Below are 240 nucleotides of genomic sequence, written 5' to 3' on the forward strand. Positions count from 1 at the left end.
TTGTGGTTCATGACTGGGGTGAAGTCGTAACAAGGTAGCGCTAGGGGAACCTGGCGCTGGATCACCTCCTTAAACGATGATTACTCACGATGAGTGTCCACACAGATTGATACGGTTTATAAGTAAAAGAGACGATACTGGGTCTGTAGCTCAGGTGGTTAGAGCGTTCGCCTGATAAGCGAGAGGTCGGTGGTTCGAGTCCACTCAGACCCACCAATTTCTTTTGAAGTTGGTATGCAG

General features: G+C 48.8%; 1 tRNA gene and 1 rRNA gene. Both read left to right on the plus strand.

Going from position 1 to position 240, the window contains the following annotated elements:
* A 16S ribosomal RNA gene (locus ATB78_RS28080) occupies positions 1 to 72 on the plus strand; the annotation flags it as partial.
* A gap of 67 nt (positions 73 to 139) precedes the next feature.
* Positions 140 to 216: transfer RNA gene (locus ATB78_RS28085), tRNA-Ile, on the plus strand.
* Positions 217 to 240: the final 24 nt, after the last annotated feature.

This window comes from Vibrio sp. CUB2 (genome assembly GCF_001557945.1).
GTDB lineage: Bacteria > Pseudomonadota > Gammaproteobacteria > Enterobacterales > Vibrionaceae > Vibrio > Vibrio owensii.